Source organism: Flavobacterium sp. (assembly GCF_965262375.1).
GTDB lineage: Bacteria > Bacteroidota > Bacteroidia > Flavobacteriales > Flavobacteriaceae > Flavobacterium.
In genome coordinates, this window is the sequence record NZ_OZ253527.1 from 2,581,906 (window position 1) to 2,599,359 (window position 17,454).

Annotated in this window: 13 protein-coding genes and 3 tRNA genes; 10 read left to right on the forward strand and 6 right to left on the reverse strand. The window is 33.4% G+C overall.

Annotated elements, in window-relative coordinates; genetic code table 11:
- Window positions 1-194 precede the first annotated feature (194 nt).
- The 4 genes from ACQY29_RS11805 to ACQY29_RS11820 form a co-directional block, all read right to left on the reverse strand.
- Window positions 195-1,823 carry an amidohydrolase gene (locus tag ACQY29_RS11805; RefSeq protein WP_428225383.1) on the reverse strand — a complete coding sequence of 543 codons (1,629 nt, stop codon included), beginning with the start codon at window positions 1,821-1,823 and terminating at the stop codon, window positions 195-197.
- Between the two features lie 68 nt (window positions 1,824-1,891).
- Complete coding sequence (locus ACQY29_RS11810; protein WP_428225384.1) at window positions 1,892-2,344, reverse strand: hypothetical protein; 453 nt, start codon at window positions 2,342-2,344, stop codon at window positions 1,892-1,894.
- A gap of 72 nt (window positions 2,345-2,416) precedes the next feature.
- A complete protein-coding gene (lpdA, locus tag ACQY29_RS11815) occupies window positions 2,417-3,820 on the reverse strand; it encodes a dihydrolipoyl dehydrogenase (protein WP_428225385.1) in 1,404 nt (467 codons plus the stop codon).
- A gap of 94 nt (window positions 3,821-3,914) precedes the next feature.
- A complete protein-coding gene (locus ACQY29_RS11820; protein ID WP_428225386.1) occupies window positions 3,915-4,367 on the reverse strand; it encodes an Lrp/AsnC family transcriptional regulator in 453 nt (150 codons plus the stop codon).
- Between the two features lie 134 nt (window positions 4,368-4,501).
- Here ACQY29_RS11820 and ACQY29_RS11825 point away from each other — a divergent pair, with 134 nt between their 5' ends.
- The 4 genes from ACQY29_RS11825 (at window position 4,502) to ACQY29_RS11840 (ending at window position 7,172) form a co-directional block, all read left to right on the forward strand.
- On the forward strand, window positions 4,502-6,670 hold the full coding sequence (locus ACQY29_RS11825) for a DPP IV N-terminal domain-containing protein (RefSeq protein ID WP_428225387.1): 2,169 nt from the start codon (window positions 4,502-4,504) through the stop codon (window positions 6,668-6,670).
- Window positions 6,671-6,907: 237 nt separating this feature from the next.
- A tRNA-Ser gene (locus tag ACQY29_RS11830) sits at window positions 6,908-6,991 on the forward strand.
- A 20-nt stretch (window positions 6,992-7,011) separates the two neighbouring features.
- Window positions 7,012-7,086 (forward strand) — tRNA-Pro (locus tag ACQY29_RS11835).
- Window positions 7,087-7,098: 12 nt separating this feature from the next.
- Window positions 7,099-7,172, forward strand: a tRNA-Arg gene (locus ACQY29_RS11840).
- A gap of 83 nt (window positions 7,173-7,255) precedes the next feature.
- On the opposite strand, the gene ACQY29_RS11845 is transcribed toward ACQY29_RS11840, so the two are convergent.
- The gene (locus tag ACQY29_RS11845; RefSeq protein ID WP_428225388.1) at window positions 7,256-7,906 is read right to left on the reverse strand and encodes an HAD family hydrolase; all 651 of its coding nucleotides are present in this window, start codon (window positions 7,904-7,906) and stop codon (window positions 7,256-7,258) included.
- Window positions 7,907-8,007: 101 nt separating this feature from the next.
- On the opposite strand from ACQY29_RS11845, the gene ACQY29_RS11850 reads away from it, so the two are divergent.
- The 6 genes from ACQY29_RS11850 to ACQY29_RS11875 all read left to right on the forward strand — a co-directional run bounded on the left by ACQY29_RS11850 (window position 8,008) and on the right by ACQY29_RS11875 (window position 13,825).
- Window positions 8,008-8,550: an RNA polymerase sigma factor gene (locus ACQY29_RS11850; RefSeq protein WP_428225390.1), complete on the forward strand. Its 543-nt coding sequence runs from the start codon at window positions 8,008-8,010 to the stop codon at window positions 8,548-8,550.
- Between the two features lie 97 nt (window positions 8,551-8,647).
- Entirely contained in the window at window positions 8,648-9,034 is a 387-nt protein-coding gene (locus ACQY29_RS11855; RefSeq protein ID WP_428225391.1) for a hypothetical protein, read from the forward strand.
- A complete protein-coding gene (locus ACQY29_RS11860) occupies window positions 9,034-9,486 on the forward strand; it encodes a sensor of ECF-type sigma factor (protein WP_428225392.1) in 453 nt (150 codons plus the stop codon). Before ACQY29_RS11855 ends, ACQY29_RS11860 begins: the two co-directional genes overlap by 1 nt.
- Before the next feature lie 564 nt (window positions 9,487-10,050).
- Window positions 10,051-11,268, forward strand: coding sequence for an ABC-three component system protein (locus ACQY29_RS11865; RefSeq protein ID WP_428225393.1), 1,218 nt, complete (start codon window positions 10,051-10,053; stop codon window positions 11,266-11,268).
- The gene (locus ACQY29_RS11870) at window positions 11,265-11,774 is read left to right on the forward strand and encodes a three component ABC system middle component (protein WP_428225394.1); all 510 of its coding nucleotides are present in this window, start codon (window positions 11,265-11,267) and stop codon (window positions 11,772-11,774) included. Before ACQY29_RS11865 ends, ACQY29_RS11870 begins: the two co-directional genes overlap by 4 nt.
- Window positions 11,774-13,825: a DUF3732 domain-containing protein gene (locus tag ACQY29_RS11875; RefSeq protein ID WP_428225395.1), complete on the forward strand. Its 2,052-nt coding sequence runs from the start codon at window positions 11,774-11,776 to the stop codon at window positions 13,823-13,825. Before ACQY29_RS11870 ends, ACQY29_RS11875 begins: the two co-directional genes overlap by 1 nt.
- Before the next feature lie 155 nt (window positions 13,826-13,980).
- On the opposite strand, the gene ACQY29_RS11880 is transcribed toward ACQY29_RS11875, so the two are convergent.
- On the reverse strand, window positions 13,981-17,412 hold the full coding sequence (locus ACQY29_RS11880; RefSeq protein ID WP_428225396.1) for a methylmalonyl-CoA mutase family protein: 3,432 nt from the start codon (window positions 17,410-17,412) through the stop codon (window positions 13,981-13,983).
- Window positions 17,413-17,454 lie beyond the last annotated feature (42 nt).

Here is a 17,454-nt window from a genome sequence, read left to right on the forward strand (position 1 = left end):
TCTATCATCGTCAGAAAATTTAACTCGGCAAAGATAAGCTCTTTTTTCTATTTAATCAGCTAAAATTTTGTTAACAATCTGAAAAACAAACTTAAACCCCTATAAACAATGGAAATAGAATTTTTTCTACGCTTTAAAAAAATAACTATTTTCCTACAAACCGAATAAATAAAATTCCAATTTTATCCTGATTTTTATTTAACCTGCTCTCCTTTAATATAGGTATTTACAGGTTTTACATAAGGGATTGCATCTATATCTTCCGTCATCAAATCATTGTCAAAAAGGGTAAAATCAGCCCATTTACCTAACTCAAGACTTCCTTTTTCATTTTCTTCAAAATTTGAATAAGCTGCCCAAATAGTCATCCCCTTTAAAGTTTCTTCTCTACTTAAGGCATTATCTATTTGAAATCCATTTTCAGGAAAATTTTTCAAATCTTTGCGAGCCACTGAGGCATAAAAAGTAAGCATCGGATTAACTTCTTCAATTGGAAAATCGGTTCCTAAAGCAATTAAACCCGCTTTATCAACCATTTTTTTATAGGCATACGAATGCTTAATACGCTCTTTGCCAAGTCGTTGTTCAGCCCAATACATATCGGATGTCGCATGAGTAGGTTGCACTGATGGAATGATATTAGAACTAAAACTATCAAAATCTTGTTCACGCATTACTTGAGCGTGTTCAATTTTCCATCGACGGTTGGGTTTATCCTTTAAAACTTCTCTATAAATATTTAATAGTACCGTATTTGTAGAATCGCCAATAGCATGCGAATTCATTTGATATTCAGAATCAGCAATTTGTTTTGCTATGCGTTTTATATCGGTAACTGATGACAAAAGCGCTCCTTTATGCTCAGGACGATCACTATAAGGCTGATGTAAGCAAGCGCCACGTGAACCTAAAGCACCATCGCCCATAAATTTAAACGATCGCACATTTAAACAATCAGTCTTATATGGCCCCAACTGAGTATACAAATCTATATTATCTTGAGTGGCAGCAACCATAGCATAAATATTAATTTTTAACTGTTTACGCTGCTGTAAAGTATCAATCAAATTAATTATCTCTTTTTCTAATCCTGCTTCATTGATAGTAGTCAAACCGTAATCAAACATTACTTTTTCAGCATCTTTAAGCGCTTGTGCTTGAATTTGAACATTAGGTTTCGGAATGATGTTGTATACTAAATCCATAGGATTATCCACTACTATTCCTGTTAATTGCCCATTTTTTTGTTGAATTTCACCACCTTCGACCTTAGTAGCAGGTGTTATTTTTGCCAAAGCTAAGGCTTTACTATTGGCTAAAAGTGCGTGACCATCAATGCGTGTTAGAACTACCGGAATTTCTGGAAAAAGCTTATCCAATTCATCTTTTGTTGGAAACTCCTTCTCTTTCCAATCGTTTTGATCCCAACCACGTCCTGTAATAAAATCTAGATTTTTCTCTTTTTGAAATTTAACCAATCGGTCTAAGACTTCCTGAAAACTTTTAGTTCCACGCAAATTTACTTTTTGAAGATTAAGCCCATAACTGTAAAAATGAGCATGTGCATCATAGAAACCTGGGTAAACAAATTTGCCTTGACCATTTATTATTTTGGATGCTTGAAATTTTTTTTGAATGTCAACTGTAGAACCAATACCTATAATTTTACCTGCTTTTATAGCCATTGCCTCTGCTTTTGAAAAATCTTTATTTACAGTATAAATTGTAGCATTTGTGACTAGCATATCTGCTTTTTGCTTTTGTGCAAAACTATTTATTTGCATTGCAAGTGTTAAAGCAAAAAATCGTGTAAAGTATTTCATTTTGTAAATTGTTTTTTACAAATATATAACACTTTATATATTTGTTTTTATTTGATAAAGTTACATTTTCAATCCACGGCTATAATTTGGTACGAAACACCATTCAATTGAAAATCATGCCCCACACTTTGTCCCATCAGCTGTTCTCCCAAAGGGGAATTGGTTGAGATTCCAAAATAGTTTTGCTCATCAATCGTTAATTTGGGAAGCGCACAACTTAAATATACGATCATTTTATTAGTAGTAACTAGACTTCCTAAATTAACTTTAGAATGAATCTGGTCGGGATTAATTTTCTCTAAAAAAACTTTCTGCTCGATTGCTTCACGAAGTTTTGTTGTTAATTTTTCTTGTTCCAAATGCATCATTGATAAACCTGTTTCATGCTTATCCCCCGCTGACCCTTTAGCATCATTCAAGGAGTCATCTGTTAAATCAGAAATCATATCCTGAAATACATCTATTTTATCTTGCAGTATTTGTAAATATTGATTGTGAATGATTTGTTTTAACGAAGCCATAATTTACAATTTAGATTAATAAAAAAAGCCGTTCTAAAATTAGAACAGCTTTAAAAAAATACTATTTTCATATTAAATATGCAACGCTCTTTTACCCGTAGCATCTAAAGCGGCTTCTTTAATCGCTTCAGCAAAAGTTGGATGCGCATGACTCATACGTGAAATATCTTCTGCACTTGCACGGAATTCCATAGCTGTTACAGCTTCAGCAATTAAATCCGCTGAGCGTGCACCAATCATGTGTACCCCTAATACTTCATCAGTAGAAGCATCTGCAATAATTTTTACAAAACCATCAGTATCTGCACTTGCACGAGCACGACCTAAGGCTTTGAATGGGAAGTTACCCACTTTATAGTTTCTACCTTCTGCCTTCAATTGCTCTTCCGTTTTACCCACTGCAGCAACTTCTGGCCAAGTGTAAACCACTCCTGGAATTAAATTGTAATCAATATGTGGTTTCTGACCTGCTAAATATTCAGCAACCATTACCCCTTCTTCTTCTGCTTTATGTGCCAACATGGCTCCACGTACCACATCACCAATCGCATAAATGTTAGACGCTGTTGTTTGTAAATGATCATTTACTTCAACTTGTCCTCTTTCGGTTAATTTTACACCCGCTTTTTCAGCATTTAACCCATCGGTGTACGGACGACGACCTACTGCAACTAAAGCGTAATCTCCTTCTAGTACCACTTCGTTACCTTTAGCATCATCTGCTTTTACGATAACTACGTTTCCGTTGCGATTTACTTCTTTTACTTTATGGGAAGTGTAGAATTTCATGCCTTGTTTTTTCAACACTTTAGTCAATTCTTTTGACAAAGCACCGTCCATCCCTGGAATAATGCGGTCCATGAATTCAACTACCGATACTTTTGCACCTAAACGTAAGTATACTTGCCCTAATTCTAAACCGATAACACCACCACCAATGATAATCATGTGTTGAGGCACTTCGCTTAATTTTAAAGCTTCTGTAGAAGTAATTACTCTTTCTTTATCGATTTGGATAAAAGGCAAGGACGATGGTTTAGAACCTGTAGCAATAATGGTATGTTTCGCTTCGATTTGCTCCACCGAACCGTCTTCTTTTGTAACATTTAAAGTAGTTGCATTTTCAAATGAACCAACCCCTTGATACACAGCGATGTTGTTTTTGTCCATCAAAAATTTAACCCCACCACAAGTTTGGTCAACTACCGTTTGCTTACGGTCAATCATTTTTTGAAGGTTTACTTTTACCTCACCAGCCACTTCAATACCGTGGTCAGCAAAATGTTGTAATTCTTCATAATGATGAGAAGAAGCTAACAAAGCTTTAGAAGGAATACATCCTACATTCAAACAAGTACCTCCAAGGGTGGCATATTTTTCGATAATAGCCGTTTTCATTCCTAATTGCGCACAACGAATTGCTGATACGTATCCTCCAGGACCTGAACCGATTACAACTACGTCAAATGAACTCATATTTCTTTATTTTGTTGTTTTAAAAATCAGCTAGCAAAATTAACAATTTATAAATGATTAATCTGCTTAATTATCAGAAGATTTTTATATTTTTTTAAACATCATACACTGTGGTACTCTTCACCTCTCCTATCATAAATGAAGAATGCGTACTACCAATATGTTTGATAGAAGTTAATTTAGTAACCATAAATTCACGGTATTCCTCCATGTCTGCCACACAGATTTTAAGTATATAATCATAATCTCCACTTACATGGTAACATTCTAATACTTCATTCAGTTGCAAAACTGCTTGTTCAAAATCGGCTATGAACTCATGGTTATGTTGCACCAACTTAATATGACAGAAAACCACATAATTCTTATTTACTTTTTTTCTATCTACTAAAGCTACATATTTTTTTATCGTTCCGTCTTTTTCCAGTTTTTTGATTCGCTCATACACAGCCGTTACCGATAGATTCAGTTTACCCGAAAGCTCCTTCGTGGTTTGCTTACTATCTAATTGCAATAACTTCAATAATTTTTTATCTATAGCATCCATCGTTTTGTAAATTTTCGGTAAAAATATCACTAAATGCCGATTTACCGAAAAAAAAACTAAAACTTTTCTTTAACACTTAAACTAATTAAGTATTCTTATTTTTGAACGATTTTATATTAAAAAACCAATCTAAAATGAAAAAATACACTTTCAGTTTGCTTTTGCTGGGAAGCATGGCCTTTGCACAAAAGTTAACGATAGAGGAAACCGTTATGGGACCTCGAAAATACGCACCTAGCACACAAGTCGCGCAACAATGGCGCAAAGACACTAAAGCCATCAGCTATTTAAGTTCAGATTTCAATAGTTTAGTAGAAAAAAATGCTACATCCCAATGGAAAGAAACGGTTTTAGCCACTAAAACAGAATTAGAATCGGCTTTAAAAACTAAAATTTCAAACGATGAAATTACACTTCGTACTTTCCCAACAGCTATCGAATGGGTAAACGCTACTAGTTTTCAAACCTTACTAACTGGAAAGAAAAACAATTATAAAATAACCTATGATGTTACTTCAAAGCAGATAACCAAAGTACTTTCATATGCGACTGAAGGCGAGCAAGCCCGTTTTGCGTCTAATGGGAATGTAGCTTGGTTACACGAAAACAACATCAAAATCACCACAGCTACTAGAACTGTTATCGAGGTTACCAACGACTCGGATAAAGCCATCGTTAATGGTTCTGATTATGTACACCGTCAAGAATTTGGTATCGACCGTGGGATGTGGTGGAATGAAACAGGTACACAATTAGCCTATTACCGCAAGGACGAAACTATGGTAGCCAATTACCCATTGACGAACTGGAACGAGCGCGAAGCGGTAAACAAAGACATCAAATATCCTATGGCAGGCATGACTAGTGAGCAAGTAACACTGGTGATTTTTGATATTGCTTCAGGTAAAAAGGTTACTATTCAAACCGGCGAAACAAAAGAGCAATACTTAACAATGGTTTCTTGGGAACCCACAGGGAAACATATTTTTATTGGAATTTTAAATAGAGAACAAAATCACTTAAAATTCAACAAATACGATGCACAAACTGGAGCTTTTGTAAAAACATTGTTTGAAGAAAAAGCATCCACTTGGGTAGAACCACAGCATGCATTGACCTTTGTACCGAATAATCCAACGCAATTTATTTACCAAACCGATTTTAATGGATTTAACCAAATGTATTTATATAATACTGAAGGTAAATTATTAAAAAACTTAGGGTATAACGATGTTGTTGTAAAAGACTTACTTGGTTTTGATGCTAAAGCTACTAAAATTAATTACATAGGAACTTCAAACAACGGATTAGACCGTCAATTGTACCAAGTTGATTTAAAATCTGGAAAAACCACACCATTAACTCAAATTAGTGGTACTCACAATGCAAGTGTTTCTTCAGATGGCTCGCTTGTTTTAGACCAATACAGTAACACGACAACCCCTAATGAAATTGCTGTAGTGGATATCAAAACAAAAAAAGCGACCACTTTACTTAAAGCTGACAACCCATTTACAGGTAAAATTGATATGCCAAAAATGGAATTCGTAACCATTACTTCAGCGGACGGTAAAACCCCTTTAAACGGAAGAATCATTTATCCAGCAAATTTTGATGCCACTAAAAAATACCCCGTAATGGTGTATGTGTACGGAGGTTCGCACGCACAATTGGTCACCAACAAATGGTTAGGCGGTGGTGGTTATTTTGATTACTATATGGCGCAAAATGGTTATGTTGTTTTCACCTTAGACAACCGTGGTAGTGATGCCCGAGGAAAAAAATTCTGTGATGTGAATCATAGACAATTGGGCATTAATGAAATGGCCGACCAAATAAAAGGTGTTGAATTTTTAAAATCAAAAGCTTTTGTTGACCAAGATAAAATTGGTGTTTTTGGTTGGAGTTTTGGAGGTTTTATGACCACGACTTTAATGACAAATCAGGCTGATACGTTTAAAGTGGGCGTTGCTGGTGGCCCAGTAATTGACTGGAAATACTACGAAATCATGTACGGTGAGCGTTATATGGACACCCCACAAGAAAATCCTGAAGGTTATGCTAAAACTTCTTTACTAGATAAAGCCAAAAACTTAAAAGGTCGCTTATTAGTTATCCACGGAGCACAAGACCCAGTGGTGGTGCAACAACATAGTATGAATTTTATTGAAGCATGTATTAAAGCTGGTAAGCAGGTAGATTATTTCTTATATCCAAACCACGAACATAATGTAAGCGGTAAAGATAGAATACACATGTATGCTAAAATTGCTGACTATTTTGATACGCATTTGAAGAAGTAAAACGATTAAAATCGAGGCCTAAATCTAAAATTAGTCCTCGATTTTTATTTAAATTTCTATTTCCTAACAAATCTTAAATAGTATTCATTTCAAAAAAAACACAAAACACACTAATTTTCAATCGTTTAAAAAATAGATATTAAAAAAAGTAAAAAAACTTTCAAAATAGGCTTGTAAAAACACAAACTTATTATATCTTTGCAACCGCAAAACAGCAACAAGTTCTAACAAAATAAAGGAGAGGTGCCGGAGTGGTAACGGAGCAGATTGCTAATCTGTCATCGGGTAACCGATGCCAGGGTTCGAATCCCTGTCTCTCCGCTTTTTTTTGACTAAGTTTTCGGGGTGTAGCGTAGCCCGGTCATCGCGCCTGGTTTGGGACCAGGAGGTCGCAGGTTCGAATCCTGCCACCCCGACAAAAACAAAAAGGTCCAATAGCTCAGCTGGATAGAGCAACTGCCTTCTAAGCAGTAGGTCTCAGGTTCGAATCCTGATTGGATCACATTAAAGCCCATTATTGGGCTTTTTTTGTTGCTTCACTTCACAAATAAAAAACGCCAAGTCTTTTCAAACCGGCGTTATCAATTATCCACAAATATTTCGAATATCAATTTCATTAAAATAAGCTATCACACGATCAGCCTTTCCTAAATCTTGATGTTTCGAATTCAAACTATTATAACCAACACAATATATCCCTGCTGATTTAGCCGCTTCAACGCCATTAGTACTATCTTCAATCACAATACAACTTGCCTTATCCCCTACACTTAATGAAGCCGCATGCAAAAAAATTGCAGGATCAGGCTTAGATTTCGGAAAATCTTCACCGCTGATTTTATGGCTAAAATACGGGTCTAAATTAAAACGTGTGAACACCCTATTTATAGTACTCTTCGAAGCCGATGAAGCCAAAATTAACTGATAGCCATGGGCATGTAATTGTTGAATAAATTCAAACACCCCTTCAATTAATTCTAAATCAGGTTTCGTATCAAATGCTTCATTAAACAAATGTCTTTTTCGTAATATCAAATCTTCTACTTCATGGTCTAAATCGAAGTGAGCTTTAAGTTTTTGAAACACATTTCTAGTCGAATTTCCAGTAAAAGTAGCATACATTGCCTCCGAAACTTCAATTTCTAATTCATTGAAATGCTGAAAATAAGCATACTTATGAACAGGTTCTGTATCAACAATAACCCCATCCATATCAAAAATTATGGTCTTTATCATATTATTTAGTTGTGTAGCACAAAGATATAAACTAAAAAAAAGATATTCCTCATTAAACCATTTTAAATATCTTTAGTCTAACCTATAAAACCAACCTAAAATTGCAAGACGAAAAAAAATTAATCGATGAGCTACTAAATCCTAAAACGCAAAATGAAGCGTTTAGAAAACTCATACAAGAATACCAACGCCCCTTATACCATCATATTCGAAACATGGTTTTAGATCATGATGACACTGACGATGTACTGCAAAATACTTTTATTAAAGTTTTTCAAAACATCAATAATTTTAAAGGAGAAAGCAAGCTGTATTCTTGGATGTATAGAATTGCAACTAACGAAGCTATCACATTTTTAAATTCAAAAGCCAAAAAAAATAATATTAGCAATGAGGAACTCAAAGATAAAATGATCAAAAACCTAGAAGCTGATGTACATTTTGATGGAGATCAAATCCAACTCAAATTACAAATAGCTATAGCCAAACTACCTGACAAACAACAACAAGTATTTAAAATGAAATATTTTGAGGAGTTAAAATATGAAGAAATGAGTGAAATTCTAAAAACCTCTGTAGGCGCATTAAAAGCTTCGTATTTTCACGCTGTAAAAAAAATTGAAGAATATTTAAATTCCAATTAAACCATTTGCTCTTATTTTTGTCAAAGCAATAAAGCTGGTAAATGGAATTTTCAATAAAATAAAAAATCGTAGATGCAACAAAACTAACAAACGCATTATGAAAAATATAGATTTACAAAACGATTCAAAACTAACCAATGGATTTAAAATCCCTGAGGATTATTTTGAATCCTTTGAACATAAATTAATGAATCGCATTGAGCAATTACCTCCCAAAACCATACCGTTGCAATCGTTTTGGAGAAAAAAACAACTCTGGGTGGGTATCGCTGCATTATTCATTATTAGCTTGGGGATCCTCCATTTTTGGCCAAATCAAAGTGAATACAATCCTAGCGCTCAAGACTATTTAGCTTATGACAACGAGTTGACTATCGACGAGCTTGCTGATCATTTGACCGAAGAAGATATCCAAAAAATAGAATCCGATCTAACTCTAGCTGATGCTGATACTGAAAAATACATTAACGAATATTTAAACTGATGAAAAAAATAATTACACTAGTACTATTAGTCCTTTCAACTTTGAGTTTCAGCCAAAGAAGAGAAGAAAAAATCGAAAAAATAAAAGCTTTACGCATTGCTTTTATTTCCGATAGACTTGATTTAACCCCAGAAGAAGCACAAAAATTCTGGCCCATTTTTAATCAATTTGAAGACAAACATTTCGAATTACGTCGTCAGAAACAAAATTTAATGTTTCAACTGCGTCCAGAAAATGCTTCCTCTTTATCAGACAAGGAAGTACAATCGTTAATGGATCAAGAAGAAAAATTAGAAATAGAATTGCATAACACCAAAAAGCAATTAGCAAAAAATCTTCAAGGAGTAATACCCAATCAAAAAATCATGATGTTACGTCAACTCGAAATTGAATTTAAACAAAAACTTTTAGAACAAATTCAAAATCGACGCGAAGGCAAGTTCAGACGCTAAACTTATTTGCCCTACAAACAAAAAAGGACACACTGCTAACTCTACATAGAAATTACAAGAAAAAACATACAAAACGGGCATCCTAACCTAGCATGCCCGTTTCTTTTTTACTATAATTCCTTAGTACCATCTTAGCCTACAGGAAATTCATATCAAAGCGCTCCTTTATTCAATTTCAGGCTTCACATCGATCACTAGAGGTGTAAAAAGAATTGTTCATTTTTAAAAGGAAAATTTAGAAACAATTTAATGAATTAAATTACTAAATTAAAACGGTAATTTCAAAACTTAAATGATATAAGAGCAAAAAAGCACATTCAATTCTTTAATCGACCTTATATAAACAAAATTTAAATTCCAACATAGTTAATTAACTTAACTGCAGACCGCAATGAGAAAAACAATAAAAAGAAGTCCTCTCAATACTAAATTTGACTTGGCTTCTTTTTTACTAAAATACTTCAAATTATACTTTTATATTTGTGTTGAAAACCAATAGAAATGAGTACGAAAAGTATTTGCGCGATAAATGTTAAAAATATTTAATTTACTAAAGAATTTAAGATGTCAGATTTAGCATTAGGTTCTGCTTCAGGCTACATATATCAATTTGAAAAAGCGTTACTAACTCTTTCAAGATTACAAAATGGATTGGATTCTGTTTCAATAGAAAATGTAGATGATGTTGCTGCTCATGATTCCAATGGATCTGTTTTAATGACATTTCAAGCGAAGCATAGTATATTGACTACTGGAACGACATTCGAAGATACGAGTAAAGCCATTTGGAGAACATTTGAAATATGGATAAAAAAAATAAATAATAAAACTTTTAATAACAATACTTTATTTATTTGTTCTACTAACAAGAAAATTCCAAACGATTCTTTACTATACAAAATAAAAGACGAACCATTTAATAATGTAATTATAATATTAAACTACTTGTTAACTGCACAAAAGACCAAGCTTACAACAGCAAAAAAAGGAACTAGTATAAAAAAAACCATAGAATATATTGAATTTGTTTTATCAAATCAATCTGCTTTTGAAACAATTAAAAATAATCTTCAAATTGAAGATGGTGAAAACGTAAAAGAAAAATTTTTCGTTGAATTACATCTAACTTCTGATAATTATACTGATGCAATTAAAGGTTCAATTTATGATGAATTTTATGGTTGGGTAAGTTTAAGCGCAAAAGCAAAGTGGCTAAATGCAGAAATAGCAAATTTTAGTAAAAATGATTTTGACAATAAATATTATCATATTATAACTAATTCTTCTATCATGAATGCCGTATTTAGAACAAAAAAACTACTTGGAACTATTGATGATGGAATAATTAAAAATACTAGACAAGAATTGTTTGTTAGACAATTAGAAGATATTAAAAGAAATAGCGCTTCTAAAGAAAGAATAATACTAAAAGCTATCCACGACTTTATTTATTCAGATGTAGAAATTAAACACATAATTATTAAAGGTGATTACACTGAATATGATTTTGAAATATTTGTTGAGAAATGTAAAGATTATTGGCAAGACTTATATGATTCAAAAGTTTTAAAAGAACTAGATGAATATAATGAGGAAGAAAAAAATTTAATCTCAATCGAAATTTATGACTCAATAATGAAAAATATTGAATTAAAATTTAAAGAAGGATTTAGTTTTACAACAGAAAGTATTTATGTAAAAAATGGATGCTTTTTGAATTTATCTAATAAACCTGAAATAGGCTGGAGACCTGATTGGGAAACAAAATACAAAAACAAATGAAAACCGAAAATCTTTTCGATTTAATTCAAAATTCTGCTATAAGTGCCCTTGCGCTACATAGCTTCACACTTGGCTATAATAAAGTTTCGAAAGGAAGAAATGAGGAAGTTCAGTTTCCAAGAATAGAATACACCTTTTTTGTTTTACCATTAGTGTATAATAACAACGCTATGGAAATTTTTAAAAGTTCTGACCAACTCTACACTGCTCTTTCAAAAGACTATAGTATTACATTAGGACTTCAAGAGAGAGCTCAAAAAATGGCAGAACAAACATTTAACGGACTTAATCTTGCTTTTAGCAAAAAAATATTATCATATAATAAGGATAATAAAACTATTGAGCTAATGCCAGGATTTAAAACTGAAAGAATTAAATTCCATAATGAAAATTTAAACTCAGAAAATAGCATTAAAAAAATTCAATTAACTGCTTATAGATTAGGTTCAATCTTTGCTAAAAAAAATAAAAAAAATATTCAAATAGAATTAAATATAAATTTCTAATGAAACTTAAAATAGTATCAATAATGCTTTATCCAAAAAATAAAAGTTATAAACCTAGATTTATAATTTTTGACGAGGATAAAGTAAATGTAATAACTGGTTATAGCCAAAGAGGAAAATCTGCAATAATTTCTATTATTGATTATTGTCTTGGCAGTAAAGATTGTAATATTCCAATTGATTTAATAAGAAATAAAGTAGATAAATTTGCAATTTTCATAAATCTAAAAGACGAAAAAATATTTATTGCTAGAGATTGTCCAACATCAGACACTGGTACTTCGGAAAATATGTATTATTATAATGTCAGTATAAAAGGTGAAAATAAATCGTTAAGAACTAATGAATGGATTGAAGATAAAGATGATTACAAAATAAATAGAGAAACATTAAAAAATTACCTAACTACTGTTTCAGGATTCAAAAACATTAGCGATAATGATGATACTCAAAACAATCCGTTAGACACTCCCGCAAGCTTTAGAGATACAACGGCTTTTCAATTTCAGCCACAAGGAATTATTGCAAATTCTACAACTATTTTTTATAATACCGATACATTTGTTCATTTAAAAAGACTTCAAAATTTATTTCCATTAGTACTTGGTTACAAGTCTTATGATATGTTAATTATAGAAAAGGATATAGATATTCTCGAAAGAGAGTATAAAGAAAAAGATAAAAAAATTGAAGACTTGAAAGGAGCTTATGAGAATTGGCAAAAAGACATATATGAATATTATACAAAAGCTATAACTCTTGGCTTAACAAATGCGGATATCAATATAGAAACATCAAATGTCGAGCAAATTAAAAATGAATTAAAAAATGTTGTAAAAAATGTGAAAAACAACACTTTTTTGAAAGAAAACTCATCATTAAGATATACAGAAAAATTAGAAGAATTAGATAAAGATAGAATTAAACTTAGCAGAGAATTAGATTCATTAAAAGTTGATTTATCAAAAATAGAACAATTTGACAGGTCTAAAAATGAATATTTAAATGATGTAGTTTTAGAACTTGACAAAAGATTAAAACCAATAGATTGGTTTTTAAATCAAAAAGGAACAGATATATGCCCATTTTGTGATTCAAAATCTGAAAAAGCAATTGAGGAATTACTATCATTGAAACAAAGTGAAATTAATAATCATACAATTATTAAAGAATCAAAAAAAATGTCATTCAGTTTTGAAAAAGAAAAATTCTCTTTGAGAAACGATGTCATAAATAAAGAAAAAGCACTACAAAATGTTAATTCTAATATCAAAATATTACTCGATGAAAATAAAGAATATTATAAAAAGTATCAAGATGTTTTTGAATTTTCAGGAAAAATAGAGCATATTTTAAAGACTTTAGATTCTTTAGCTCCAACAGGAGAATTAATTACTGAACTTGTTGAACTAAAGCGTATTTTGAATGAAAAGCGTGAAAACTTAAATACTCTAGCAAAAAGATTTGATAAAAATTTATGTTTAAAAAAAGTAAGCGATACAATTGATAATTATATCCAAATGTTGCCAATTGAATCAAAAAAAAGCAGAAAGGTTTGGCTTGAACCTGAAAAAAGTGTTGGTATTTTAATTGAGGACACAAAAACCAAAACTCAGAATTATTTATCCAAAATAGGAAGTGGTGCAAATCATATGTGCTATCATTTAGCTACAATGCTGGGTTTACATGAATACTTTTTAAAACTCCCAAATGAAGGTAAAACTAATTACATCCCATCTTTTTTAGTTTTGGATCAACCAAGTCAAGTATATTTTCCAGAAGAATATCCAAAATCCGACAATAATGTAGATGAAAAGAAAAAACAAAAAATATCTCAGGATATAGAAAATACAAAACTAATTTTTAACACTTGTTCCAATTTTATGAAAATAACAAATTTTCAAACACAAATAATAATCTTAGAACATGCTCCAGAATCAACTTGGAAAGGTGACCCAAATATTCATTTAGTTGAAGAATGGAGAGGAGAAGATCTTACTGATAAAAATTATAAAGCTCTTATTAAAAGAGAATGGTTCGAGTTAGATTGATTTTTTATAATTTACTTTTTATACTTCATTTTAACTCAAAGAAGTTTTTAAAGTATGAATTAGTTTATTAACTAAAAACGCTAATAACAAAAAAAAACCTAAAAACTTTACAGCTTTTAGGTTTTTTTATCCAATTCTATAACACGTTTAACTTTTTACATATTACGTCGGTATTGCCCTCCCACTTCAAACAACGCACTAGTAATTTGTCCTAACGAACACACCTTAGCGGCATCCATTAGTTTTTCAAAGATGTTGTGGTTTTGGATCGCGGCTTCTTGAATGATCGCGATTTGTCCTTCTACTTCTTTGGCTTTGGCTGTATGTAGGTTTTCTAGGGTTTTGATCTGGAATTGTTTTTCTTCTTCCGTCGCACGAATGACTTCCGCAGGCACTACAGTTGGTGAACCTTTTGAACTTAAGAAGGTATTTACCCCAATGATAGGGAATTCACCTGTATGTTTCAAGGTTTCGTAATACAAGGATTCTTCTTGGATTTTCGAACGTTGGTACATCGTTTCCATTGCTCCTAATACCCCACCTCTTTCGGTGATTCGGTCGAACTCGGCTAGTACGGCTTCTTCTACTAAATCGGTTAACTCTTCAATGATAAACGAACCTTGGATAGGGTTTTCGTTTTTCGCTAATCCTAATTCTTTATTAATAATCAACTGGATTGCCATCGCACGACGAACGGATTCTTCTGTTGGTGTGGTAATCGCTTCGTCATAGGCATTGGTATGCAACGAGTTACAGTTATCGTAAATCGCATATAAGGCTTGTAAAGTCGTACGGATATCGTTAAAATCGATTTCTTGTGCGTGTAACGAACGTCCAGATGTTTGGATATGGTACTTCAACATTTGCGCTCTTTCGTTAGCACCGTATTTATTCTTTAAGGCTTTTGCCCAAATCTTACGTGCTACACGTCCTATCACCGCATATTCTGGGTCGATACCATTAGAGAAGAAGAACGATAAATTAGGACCAAAGTCGTTGATGTTCATACCTCGGCTTAGGTAATATTCTACATACGTAAATCCGTTGGCAAGTGTAAATGCCAACTGCGTAATAGGATTCGCACCAGCCTCGGCAATATGATACCCTGAAATCGAAACCGAGTAGAAATTACGAACGTTTTGTGTGATGAAATATTCTTGTACGTCACCCATTAAACGTAAGGCAAACTCAGTCGAGAATATACAGGTATTTTGGGCTTGGTCTTCTTTTAAAATATCGGCTTGAACCGTACCACGCACTTGCGCTAAGGTTTTTACTTTGATGTCTTGATACACATCGGCAGGCAACACTTGATCCCCTGTTAGTCCTAAAAGCATCAACCCTAATCCGTCGTTACCTTCTGGTAACTCTCCGTTATAGCGAGGACGTTCTAATCCTTTCGCATCATAAACCTCTTTGAATTTTTTCTCTACTTCTGCTTCCAAACCATTTTCTTTGATGTATTTTTCACAGTTTTGGTCAATGGCCGCATTCATAAAGAAACCTAACAACATAGGCGCTGGTCCGTTTATCGTCATCGACACCGAAGTGGCAGGATGACTTAAATCGAAACCAGAGTATAATTTTTTTGCATCGTCTAAACAACAAATAGACACCCCTGCATTACCAATTTTACCGTAAATATCAGGTCGGTGGTCTGGATCATTCCCATATAAAGTAACCGAGTCAAACGCGGTTGATAAACGTTTAGCTGGCATTCCTAAGGATACATAATGGAAACGGCGGTTGGTTCTTTCTGGACCTCCCTCGCCCGCGAACATACGCGTAGGATCTTCGCCCTCACGCTTAAATGGATATAATCCCGATGCGAATGGGAATTCCCCTGGTACGTTTTCTTGTAAATTCCATTTTAAAATATCGCCCCACGCTTGGTATTTGGGAAGCGCTACTTTTGGAATTTGAGTATGCGAAAGTGACTCGCTATGTGTTTTTATTTCAATGACCTTATCACGTACTTTAAAAGCGTAAATAGGGTTTTTATACTTGTTTACTTTATCGTCCCAAGTTTGAATAATTTCCCAATTGTAAGGGTCTAAATTCATTTTTACACGATCGAATTCTTTGATTAATAAGCCTAAGAAATCTTTGTTGCTTTCATTTATTTTCAAAGAAGATTCAATGATTCCAGCTTTATCGATTTGTGGCAAATTCCCATTCACCGATTCGATAGTTTTGAAAATACCGTATAACTTTTGCGCTACTTCCACTTGTGATAAAGCCGTTTCGTCATATTTACGATTATTTTCAGCAATTTCAGATAAATAACGTGTTCTATGTGGCGGAATCACAAAGATTTTTTCGCTCATTTCACGAGTAATCTCAAAAGTCGATTTTAGGTCAGCTCCTGTTTTCTCCACAATTTTATCCATAATCGACTTATACAAGGTATTCATCCCTGGATCATTAAATTGAGAAGCGATGGTACCAAAAACTGGCATTTTATCAGGATCTATATCCCATAAATTATGATTGCGTTGGTATTGCTTTTTCACATCGCGAATCGCATCAAGCGCTCCACGTTTGTCAAATTTATTCAACGCTACTAAATCGGCGAAATCTAACATATCGATTTTCTCCAACTGGGTAGCCGCACCAAACTCAGGCGTCATAACATATAACGATACATCAGAGTGTTCTAAAATTTCCGTATCCGACTGACCAATTCCAGAAGTTTCCAAAATGATAATATCGTATTTCGCAGCTTTTAATACTTCTATAGCTTCTGCCACATATTTAGACAAAGCCAAATTCGATTGACGCGTCGCTAACGAACGCATATACACACGTGGGTTATTGATCGCATTCATACGAATACGGTCTCCTAGTAAAGCACCACCTGTTTTACGTTTGGAAGGATCGACAGAAATTAATCCGATGGTTTTTTCAGGAAAATCGATTAAAAATCGACGTACTAATTCATCTACTAACGAAGATTTACCTGCCCCACCTGTACCTGTGATACCTAGAACGGGAAAAGCCCCCCCCGCCCCCGAAGGGGGTGCCTGAAATACTTTATGAAAAGTATCGGGTTCGTTTTCTGCTAATGTTATAAGTCTCGATATGGTATTTACATCTTTTTCAGCCAATTGATTGTTTATCTCATTGGCTCCCCCATCGGGGGCGGGGGGGGCTGGTTCTGCTAGTTGAACCAATTCGTTAATCATTCCTTGTAACCCTAAGGCACGACCATCATCTGGAGAATAAATTTTTGTGATTCCGTAAGCGTGTAATTCTTCAATTTCAGAAGGAAGAATTACGCCTCCACCTCCACCAAAAATTTTGATATGACCTGCTCCTTTTTCTTTTAGCAAATCATACATATATTTAAAATACTCGTTATGACCACCTTGGTACGAAGTCATTGCGATGGCATTGGCATCTTCTTGAATAGCCGTATTTACCACTTCTTCTACACTACGGTCGTGTCCTAAGTGAATTACTTCGACTCCAGTAGCTTGGATAATGCGACGCATGATATTAATGGCTGCATCGTGTCCGTCAAATAAGGACGCAGCCGTTACAATTCTAACTTTATTTTTTGGTTGATACGGTTGTGCTTGTTCCATTTTTGGTTTTGAATTTGTGGTCGCAATTTACGTATTTATTAA